The sequence below is a fragment of the Streptomyces sp. CB03238 genome (genome assembly GCF_002099185.1).
GTDB lineage: Bacteria > Actinomycetota > Actinomycetes > Streptomycetales > Streptomycetaceae > Streptomyces.
Genome location: NZ_NBCN01000010.1, coordinates 426,248 through 435,852 on the forward strand (window position 1 = coordinate 426,248; position 9,605 = coordinate 435,852).

General features: G+C 72.9%; 7 protein-coding genes and 1 pseudogene. 6 read left to right on the top strand and 2 right to left on the bottom strand.

The window, feature by feature from the left end:
• Nucleotides 1-83 precede the first annotated feature (83 nt).
• Entirely contained in the window at nucleotides 84-1,883 is a 1,800-nt protein-coding gene (locus tag BKD26_RS21045; protein WP_084900384.1) for a CocE/NonD family hydrolase, read from the top strand.
• Here the strand turns inward: BKD26_RS21045 and BKD26_RS21050 are convergent.
• Both BKD26_RS21050 and BKD26_RS21055 read right to left on the bottom strand, forming a co-directional pair.
• The gene (locus BKD26_RS21050; protein ID WP_084900387.1) at nucleotides 1,880-3,001 is read right to left on the bottom strand and encodes an adenosine deaminase; all 1,122 of its coding nucleotides are present in this window, start codon (nucleotides 2,999-3,001) and stop codon (nucleotides 1,880-1,882) included. The genes BKD26_RS21045 and BKD26_RS21050 overlap by 4 nt on opposite strands.
• 55 nt (nucleotides 3,002-3,056) lie before the next feature.
• The gene (locus BKD26_RS21055) at nucleotides 3,057-3,821 is read right to left on the bottom strand and encodes a GntR family transcriptional regulator (RefSeq protein ID WP_084900469.1); all 765 of its coding nucleotides are present in this window, start codon (nucleotides 3,819-3,821) and stop codon (nucleotides 3,057-3,059) included.
• 244 nt (nucleotides 3,822-4,065) lie between these two features.
• Between BKD26_RS21055 and BKD26_RS21060 the strand changes: the two genes are divergently transcribed.
• The 5 genes and pseudogenes from BKD26_RS21060 to BKD26_RS21080 all read left to right on the top strand — a co-directional run bounded on the left by BKD26_RS21060 (nucleotide 4,066) and on the right by BKD26_RS21080 (nucleotide 9,557).
• Nucleotides 4,066-5,526: an MFS transporter gene (locus tag BKD26_RS21060; protein WP_084900390.1), complete on the top strand. Its 1,461-nt coding sequence runs from the start codon at nucleotides 4,066-4,068 to the stop codon at nucleotides 5,524-5,526.
• A 109-nt stretch (nucleotides 5,527-5,635) separates the two neighbouring features.
• Nucleotides 5,636-5,989: a hypothetical protein gene (locus BKD26_RS21065; RefSeq protein ID WP_084900392.1), complete on the top strand. Its 354-nt coding sequence runs from the start codon at nucleotides 5,636-5,638 to the stop codon at nucleotides 5,987-5,989.
• A 21-nt stretch (nucleotides 5,990-6,010) separates the two neighbouring features.
• Complete coding sequence (locus BKD26_RS21070) at nucleotides 6,011-6,592, top strand: GNAT family protein (protein ID WP_084900395.1); 582 nt, start codon at nucleotides 6,011-6,013, stop codon at nucleotides 6,590-6,592.
• Nucleotides 6,593-6,597: 5 nt separating this feature from the next.
• On the top strand, nucleotides 6,598-7,497 hold the full coding sequence (locus BKD26_RS21075; protein ID WP_084900398.1) for an arginase family protein: 900 nt from the start codon (nucleotides 6,598-6,600) through the stop codon (nucleotides 7,495-7,497).
• Between the two features lie 34 nt (nucleotides 7,498-7,531).
• Nucleotides 7,532-9,557: pseudogene (locus BKD26_RS21080) on the top strand (DUF5107 domain-containing protein).
• Nucleotides 9,558-9,605 lie beyond the last annotated feature (48 nt).

Here is a 9,605-nt window from a genome sequence, read left to right on the forward strand (position 1 = left end):
ACTGCACGAGCGTTGACGTGGATCTGACACGTGTCACACGATGAGCGCGGCCCGGTACTTACCGGTCGGTAGGTGTCCTCATCGTGGAGGTCTTCGTGTTGTCGCGCCCCCTGCCCCGGCTCCGTACGTCCCTCGTTCTCGCGGCCGGTGCCGCGCTCGTCGCGCCGCTCGCCGTGACCGTACCGCCGGCGGCGGCGGCCCCGGTGCCGGGGCGGTTCACCGTCACGGCACTGACGTTCACCGTCGACGCCGGCGGGCGCAGCTGCACCGTGGACGCCGACCTCTACCGGCCCGCCGGGGCCGATGCAGCCCACCGGGCGCCCGCCGTGCTGGCCACCAACGGCTTCGGCGGAAGCAAGTCCGACGGGTCCACCGACGCCATCGGCAAGGCGTTCGCCGAGCGCGGCTATGTCGCCCTCGTCTACTCGGGCCTCGGGTTCGGCAAGTCCGGCTGCCTGATCTCGCTCGACGATCCGCGCATCGACGGCTCGGCGGCGTCCCGGCTCATCGACTTCCTCGGCGGCACGCGCGCCGCCGACGACGGCACCAGGGCCGACTTCGTCACCACCGACGGCCACGGCGACCCTCGCGTCGGCATGATCGGCGGCTCGTACGGCGGCGCCATCCAGCTGGCCACGGCCGCCGTCGACCAGCGCGTCGACGCCCTCGTACCGATGATCACCTGGCACGACCTGGCGTACTCGCTGGACCCCAACAACGCCTCGCGCACCGTGCCCGGGGCGTTCAAGTGGCAGTGGTCCAACGGTTTCTACCTGATGGGGGAGGGGCAGCCGCTGCTCGTGCCATCGCTCGATCCGTCCCGGATCAACAGCCTCGGCTGCCTGCACTTCGTCACCCGTGCCTGCGAGACCGTCCGGCTGCTCAACTCCGGCCGCTACCCGGCCGGCAAGACGCAGGAGATGCTCGACTTCGCGCGCAGCGTCTCGCCGGTCTCGTACCTCGGCAAGGTCAAGGCGCCGACGCTCCTCATCCAGGGGCAGGCGGACAGCCTGTTCAACCTCAACGAGGCACAGGCCAGTTACGAGCGGCTCAGGGCGCAGGGCACCGAGACCAAGATGATCTGGCAGTCGTGGGGCCACAGCGGCGGGCTCACCGACCCGGCGAGCGGCGAGCTCAACCTCGGCGAGGGCAACCTGGAGTCCAGCTACGTCGGCAGGCGCATCCTGGCCTGGTTCGACCGCCACCTGCACAAGAGGACGGGCACGGACACCGGGCCCGCGTTCGCCTACTACCGCGACTGGCAGCCGGGGTACGGCACCGCCGCCGCCGTGCCGCCGCTGTCGCAGAAGCTCTACCTGTCCGGCGACGGCAAGCTCGTCGACAACCGCGCCAAGGTGGCGCGCGGCGCCCGCGAGTACCGCAACTGGCTGGTGCCGACCAGCCATTCGGAGTCCTCGCTCGCCGGCCTGATCGGGATCGCCGACCCGAAGCCCTACGACACCAGGGGCACCTACCTCGGCTGGACCAGCGAGCCCCTGAAGGCCCCTGTCGACGTCGTCGGCGCCCCCAGGGCCACCCTCCGCGTCATCTCGCCGAAGACCGAGCGGGTGCAGCACTCCGGGGACGCCGCCGACAAGCTGGTGTTCTTCGCCAAGGTGTACGACATCGCCCCGGACGGCACGAAGACGCTGGTCGAGCGGCTGGTCGCCCCGGTGCGCGTACCGGATGTGACCCGGCCGTTCACCGTTGACCTGCCCGGCATCGTGCACCGGTACGAGGCCGGTCACCGGCTCCAGTTCGTGATCGCCGCGAGCGACTCCGCGTACGTCGGCAACCGCGGCATCAAGCCGGTGACCGTCACCAGCGCCCCGCAGGACACCGGTGTGCTCCAGCTTCCCGTCGTCGGCGGGACGCTGAGCTAGAGGGCCGCGTAACCCGGGCGGATCACCTCGTCGATGATCCGGCGGCGCTCCGGCAGCGGCAGGAACGCGGCCTCGACGGCGGCGACCGTGAACTCCTCGAAGACCTCGGGGCCGTACCCGAAGGCGTCCACCATGTGCTGGAACTCCCGGCTCATGGTGGTGCCGGAGACGAGCCGGTTGTCGGTGTTCAGCGTGATGCGGAAGCCGAGGCGGCGCAGCTGGTCGATCGGGTGCGTCGCGTAGTCCTTCGCGGCGCCCGTCTGGAGGTTGGAGGTCGGGCAGACCTCCAGCGCGATGCGGTTGTCGCGGACGTACGCGGCCAGGTGGCCGAGCGTGGCCGTGCCGTCCTCGTGCACCTGGATGTCGTCGGTGATCCGCACGCCGTGGCCGATCCGCTCGGCGCCGCAGACCTGGACGGCCTCGTGGATGGACTCGGCGCCGACGGCCTCGCCCGCGTGGATGGTGAAGTGGCAGTGGTGCCGCTTGAGGTGCTGGAAGGCCGGCAGGTGGCGGGAGGGCGGGTTGCCGATCTCGCCGCCCGCGATGTCGAACCCGGCCACGCCGCGCTCGCGGTGGGCGACGGTCAGCTCGGCTATCTCCAGCGAACGGTCCGTGTGACGCATACCGGTCAGCAGCGTGCCGACGGTGATCCGGCCGCCCGCGCGGCGCTCGCCCTCGCGGAAGCCGTCGTTCACCGCCTCGACGACCTCGTCCAGGGTCAGGCCGCCCGCCAGGTGCTGCTCGGGGGCGTAGCGCACCTCGGCGTAGACGACCCCGTCCGCCGCCAGGTCCTCGGCGCACTCGGCCGCGACGCGGAACAGCGCCTCGCGGGTCTGCATCACCGCACAGGTGTGGGCGAACGTCTCCAGGTAGCGCTCCAGCGAACCGGAGTCGGCGGCGTCGCGGAACCACACGCCGAGCGCGGCCGGGTCCTCGGTCGGCAGGCCGGTGTAGCCGCACTCGCGCGCCAGCTCGATGATCGTGGCGGGGCGCAGGCCGCCGTCCAGGTGGTCGTGGAGGACCGCCTTGGGGGCGCGGCGGATCCAGTCGGCGGTGATCCCGGCGGTGGCGGCTTCGGCGGCGCCTTCGGCGGCGGGGAGGTTGTCAGACAAGTGCATGGAGCCGGAGTGTACGGCACGCTCCCGGCCCGCTGCCGTGACGCAGCCGACAGGCTCAGTTGGACTGGAGCACCGGGAGGGCCGCCGCCCCCGTCGGCAGCATGTGCTTGGCTGCCAGGACGGGGACGTCCCCGGCACGCACGACCTGGGTGATCAGTACGGCCGGGGTGTCGGCCGGCCGGCCCAGCTGCTCGCCGCGCCGCTGCCCGACCAGCGTCGCCGTCACGCTGCTGTGCGCGCTCAGCGGCACGCCCCGTGACGACGAGACGAGTACCGCCAGCATCGACGTACGGGCCGCGGCGGCGTCCGGCCCGGCCGCGACGGCCTCCAGCGCCCGCGCGAAACCCGGGTGGGCGCCCGCCAGGACGTCCTCGGCGGCCGCCCACTCCTGGCTGAGCGCCGCCGCCGTACCGTCCCCGACCAGCAGCGACTCCCAGAACCGCAGCCGGGCGCGGGCCGCCGCGAGCAGGTGCTGGGTGGTGAAGTCGGTGGGCTCCTCGACGGCCCGCAGCAGCGCGCGTACGCGGACGGGGGCGCCCGCGCCGATCAGCTCCTCCAGCGGCTGGATGTGCTCGAAGCCGCGCCGGGGCGGGCGGTCGGCGACGGTCCGGCCGACTCCGCGGCGTACCGAGAGCAGGCCGTCCTCCTGGAGCAGCAGCAGGGCCTCGCGCAGGGCGGGGCGGCTCACGCCCAGCTCGGCGGCGAGCCTGGGCTCGGAGGGGAGGGTGGAACCGGGCGGGTAGGTGCCGGCGTGGATGGCGTCCACGATCCGCTCGTACAGCACCACCACCGGTCTCCGCTGCTCTGCGCTGCTGACCACCACTGCCCCTCCTCGGCTGACTTGTCTGCAAGTTAGCCGCCACAGGTGGGGCGGGCAATGGTGGTGGGGACTCGATTCGGTGAGATTCAGCCGCGCTGAGCTGCGGGGATGCGAAAAGTTGGCTGCGGGGTATTGACGTTTACGCGCGTAGATCCCAATCTGTCTCAGCAGCACTTGTCTGACAAGGGCAAGGGGCGAGCTACTTCACCGCTCTCGACATGACATCCAAGGCAAAGGGGCCGACATGTCCATCTCGCTCGGCCGGACACGTTCCGGAGCCGAATCCGACCTCGCGGGCCGCGGCCCGATGCTGCTGGCGATGGTCCTGGCCGTCCTCGGCTACCAGATCAACGCGACCATGCTCAGCCCCGCACTGCCCGACGTCATCGAGCGCCTCGGCACCACCACGGCCGCCGCCGGACTGTCGCAGACCCTCTTCTTCCTGATGGCCGCCATCGGCCAGGTGACGCTCGCCCGCCTCAGCGACCAGCGCGGCCGCAAGCCGATGATGATCGTCTGCGCGTTCGTCCTGATCATCGGCAACCTGCTCTGCGTCTTCGCGCCCAACATCGAGATCTTCATCGCCGGCCGCGTCCTCCAGGGCATCTCCGCCGCGATGTTCACCCTCGCCTTCCTCACCCTGAACCAGTTGCTCACCCCGGCCGGCTTCGGCAAGGCGGCCGGCATCATCACCGCCGTCAACGGCGGCCTCGCCGGTGTCGACGCCATCGCTGGCGGCCAGATCGCCGACACCATCGGCTTCCGCGGCATCTTCGTCTGCTCGACCCTGATCGCCGTCGCCGGCCTGATCGGCGTACGCCGGTACGTCCCCGACGTCCCGCCCACCACCGACGCCGACGCCCGGTTCGACGCCCGCGGCATCTCCGCCCTCGCCCTCGGCCTCACCGGCATCCTCGTCGGCCTCGCCCAGGGCGGCGCCTGGGGCTGGACCTCCGCGCTCACCCTCGGATTCCTCCTCGGCGGCCTCGCCTCCCTCGTCTTCTTCGTCGTCTCGCAGAAGAGCGCCCCCAACCCGGTCATCGACCTCGACGTCCTCGCCTCCCGCCGCGCCTGGCCGCTGCTGCTCACCACCGTCTGCACCCTCGGCGGCGCCTTCGGCGCGATCGCGCTGACCATCCCGCTCTTCTCCCAGGACGCCCGCGTCGGCCTCGGCCTGTCCGCCGTCACCGCCGCGATCCTCTTCCTCACCCCGATCCAGCTGATCGGCGTGGTCTCCGCCCCCCTGACCGGCCGCCTCGGCCCGAAGATCGGCTGGCGTACGGTCGTGGTCGCCGGCGCCGTCGCCAACTTCGCGATCTTCGTCTTCGCCACGCTGTTCCTGCACAGCGAGTGGATCCTGGTCGCCGCGCTCGCCGCGCTCGGTGTCACGTACGGCGGCTTCATGCTCACCGGCCTCAACGGCCTTGCCGTCACCACCGCCCCCAAGGACAAGCCCGGCTCCCTCTCCGGCCTCAACGGTGCCTGCTTCGGCATCGGTGCCTCGCTCGGCATCGCCCTCGCCTCCGCCATGATCAGTGCGGGCAGCGACGCGCAGGGCGTCACAGAGGCCGGCTACCAGCACGCCATGTACGCCGCGCTCGCCCTGCTCGGCATCGGCGTCGTCAGCGCGCTGCTCATCCAGCGCCCCGACCCGGCCGACACCGCCGGCACCGACGAGCCGCAGCTGGTCGTCAGCCACCACTGACCCAGGAGCCTCACCCGTACGGCCCGCCCCACCGCCCCCGCGCGGCCAGGATCTGCACATCCTGGTCGCACGGGGGCGGCAGGCGTTTCGTCCACCTCAGGAGGCGACAGTGAAGCGTGCGGCCACGGTGACGGCGGGGCTCGTCCTCGCCCTGACGGCTACGGCCGGGACGACGGCCGGGACGGCGGTCGCGGCGGCCGCCGCCGGCCCGCCGCTGCCGGACTTCACCGGCAAGGGGCTCATGACCGTCTTCACGACCACGGACTACCGCACCAAGGTCGAGGTACGGGACGCCAGCGGCTACGACCGTACGGTGCTGTGGCCGTCGAACTGGAAGGTCTGCTCCCAGCATCCGGCGCCCGGCACGGACCTCGGCGGCCGCACCCTCTCCCTCGACGTGATGAAGAAGGGCGAGAAGTGCCCACGGAAGAGTTCGCCGGACCGTCCGAAGAACGACCGCTGACGCCCTCGCTACCCTGACCGGATGTCCGCGAACGGCGCCAACCCCCCGTACCTGGCCGAAGGCCCGCGCGTCGGGATCCGGCACTTCACGTACGAGGACGCCGGCGAGTTCACCGTACGGGCCCGCGAGAGCCGGGATCTGCACCGGCCGTGGCTCTTCCCGCCCGACACGGCCGAGGCGTACGCGCGTTACGCCCGCGCCCGCATCGAGAGCCCGGCCGCCGAACCCCTGCTGATCTGCGAGCGGGAGGCGGGCGGCGCGATCGCGGGCTACATCACCATCAACAACATCGTCCGCGACGGGTTCCTCAACGGCACCCTGGGCTACGGCGCCTTCGCCCACGCGGCCGGCCGGGGCCTGATGGGCGAAGGGCTCGGCCTCGTCCTCCGGTACGCCTTCGGCCCGCTCGGCCTGCACCGGCTGGAGGCCAACGTCCAGCCGCTGAACCACTCCTCGATCGCGCTCGTGCGCCGTGCCGGGTTCCGGCTGGAGGGCTTCTCCCCGGCGTTCCTCTTCGTCGACGGCGCCTGGCGCGACCACGAACGATGGGCGATCACGTCCGAAAAAGTGATGGTCGACCCGCCCCGACGCAGCGGAGGATGAACCGCATGCGGAACATCGTGGTCATCGACGCCCCCTCCAACCTGGGCCTCAGGCCCCCCGCCCCCGGCACCGTGCCCGGCTGCCACAAACTGGCCGGCGCCCTGCGCGAGAACCGGATCGTGCAGAGGCTGGGCGCGTACGAGGGCGGCGTCGTCGTGCCGCCGCGCTACGACCGGGGCGACTGGCAGGAGGGCGACGGCGTCTTCCACGCGGCCGCCATCGCCGCGTACACCCGCAAGCTCGCCGCCCGGATCGAACACCACGTCCGGGCCGGGGACTTCCCCCTCGTACTGGGCGGCGACTGCTCCATCCAGCTCGGCGCCTCGCTCGCGCTGAAGCGGCTCGGCCGGTACGGGCTCGCCGCGATAGACGCCTCGGCCGACTTCCGGCACCCCGGCAACTCCGACCGGATCGGCGCGGCAGCCGGTGAGGAACTGGCGATCGCCACCGGGCGCGGCCAGGACGACCTCACCGACATCGACGGCCTGAGGCCCTATCTGCGCGACGAGGACATCCGGCTGTTCGGCATCCGGGACGCCGACGAGGAGGACCGCACCGAACTCGCCCAGCTCAGGATCCCCACCGTCACGGTCGGCGAACTGCGCGAGTGGGGCGTAGCCGGCCTCGCGGGCGCCGTCGTCCAGACCCTGGAGGTGCCCGTCCTGGACGGCTTCTGGGTGCACCTGGACGCCGACGTCCTCGACCCCTCCGTGATGCCCGCCGTCGACAGCCCCGACCCCGACGGCCTGCTGCCCGCCGAACTCGCTCCGCTGCTGCGGACGCTGGTCCGCTCCGAGCGGTGCGTCGGGCTCAACGTGACCATCTACGACCCCGACCTCGACCCCGACGGTACGGCGGGCGCGCTCCTCACCGACCTCGTGGTCGACGCGATGACCGGCGACTGACACACCCTGGCCGGTACGGCGCCCACCGTGTTCCATGGTCGTCATGACCGTGCGCCGAGCCGTACTGACTCTCCCGGCCGCCCCGTTGGGCCCGGAGAACCCGCTTCCCGCCCTCCGCCTCCTCGACCCGCCCAAACGCACCGTCGACGACGCCACCCGGCGGGCCATGCCACCCGACATGGCCCGCCAGACCACCTACGCGCCGCTGCTCACCCCGCTCCCGACCCGGATCCTCGACGGGTACGGGCGCGACCGCACCCCGACCGCCTTCGACGCGATCGTCATCGAGAACGACCGGCTGCGCGCCACCGTGCTGCCCGGCCTCGGCGGCCGTGTCCACTCGCTGCACCACAAGCCGACCGGGCGCGAACTCCTGCACCGCAACCCCGTCGTCCAGCCCGCCGCCTTCGCCCTCAACGGCGCCTGGTTCTCCGGCGGCATCGAATGGAACATCGGCGCCACCGGCCACACTCCCCTCACCTGCGCCCCGCTGCACGCCGCCGTCGTCCCCGCGCCCGACGGCGGCGACATGGTCCGGCTGTGGGAGTGGGAGCGGTTGCGCGACCTGCCCTTCCAGGTCGACCTGTGGCTGCCCGACGGCTCCGACTTCCTCTACGCGGGCGTACGGATCCGCAACCCGCACGAGCGGCCCGCCCCCGTCTACTGGTGGACCAACATCGCCGTCCCCGAGGACCGGCGCGTCCTGGCACCGGCCGACGAGGCCTGGCACCACGGCTGCGCCCACACCCTGCGCCGCGCCCCGGTGCCGTACCAGGACGGCGAGGACCGTACGTATCCGCTGGGCAGCGCCCACTCGGGTGACTGGTTCTACGAGGTGCCGGACGGCTCCCGCAAGTGGATCGCCGCGCTCGACGCGGACGGGGGACGGGTTCGTCCACACCTCCACCGACCTGCTGCGCGGGCGCAAGCTGTTCGTGTGGGGCCACGGGCGGGGCGGGCGGCGCTGGCAGGAGTGGCTGACCGAATCCGGCACGCCGGGTTACGCCGAGATCCAGGCCGGGCTCGCCCGCACGCAACTGGAGCACCTGAAGCTCGACGCGGGCGGGGAGTTGAGCTGGCTGGAAGCGTACGGGCCGCTGGGCGCCGACCCGCGCGCCGTGCACGGCGCGGACTGGAGCGCGGCGCGCGCGGAGGTCGCGGCGCGGCTGGAGGAGCGGCTGCCCCGGGCGGAGGTCGACGCCGCGTACCGGGCGTGGCGCCCGTGCGCCGACACCGAGCCGGGCACGTCGCTCGCGACCGGCTCGGGGTGGGGCGCGCTGGAGGTGCTGCGCGGCCGGTTCACGCTCCCCGGTACGCCCTTCGCGGAGTCGACGCTCGGTGAACAGCAGGAGCCATGGCGTGAGTTGCTGCGTACGGGGATGCTGCCCGCGCCGCCCCGGGGCGCGCCGCCGGGCCCGTCGCTCGTCGCGCCCCACTGGCGGGACATGCTGGAGACGGCGCCGGCGGACCCGTACACCGAGTACCACCTGGGCGTCGCCCAGTGGCACGCGGGCGACCGCGCGCAGGCCGTCCGCAGCTGGGAACGCGGCCTGGGCGGCGCCTGGGCCCGCTGGCCGCTGCTGCGCTGCCTGGCCGTCGCCGACCGCGAGGGCGGCCACCCCGAGCGGGCCGCCGACCGGTACGCGGAGGCGTTCGACGACCTGTGCGCCTCCGGCGCGGACGGCGCGGACGGCGCGGACGGCGCGGACGGCGCGGACGACGTGGACGCCGTGGACGACGCGCCCGTGCTGGTCGCGCTCGCCCGCGAGGCGCTGGACGCGCTGCTGGAGGCCGGCCGGCCCGGCGCCGCCCGTGCCGTACTGGACCGGCTGCCCCCGGAGGTGCGGCGACGCGGCGCGTTCCGGTTGGCTCAGGCGCGGGTGCTGCTCGCCGAGGGCGACCAGGCGGGCGCGCGGGCCGTGTTCGAGGCGGGTTTCGACGTGCCGGACCTGCGGGAGGGCGCCGAGACGCTGGGCGACCTCTGGTCGGCCGCCACCGACGAACCACTGCCGTACCGCTACGGCTTCCGGATGCGCCCCGACCCCAGGAACGGGGGCTAGCTGTTCTGTCTCGGGAGGTTGTGGACGGGTGAGCCAGGTCTCGGCTGA

Coding starts and splice junctions, on each gene's coding strand:
- BKD26_RS21070 (WP_084900395.1), top strand. CDS start 6,011: ATGTCCGCGAACGGCGCCAACCCCCCGTACCTGGCCGAAGGCCCGCGC.
- BKD26_RS21050 (WP_084900387.1), bottom strand. CDS start 3,001: ATGCACTTGTCTGACAACCTCCCCGCCGCCGAAGGCGCCGCCGAAGCC.
- BKD26_RS21075 (WP_084900398.1), top strand. CDS start 6,598: ATGCGGAACATCGTGGTCATCGACGCCCCCTCCAACCTGGGCCTCAGG.
- BKD26_RS21060 (WP_084900390.1), top strand. CDS start 4,066: ATGTCCATCTCGCTCGGCCGGACACGTTCCGGAGCCGAATCCGACCTC.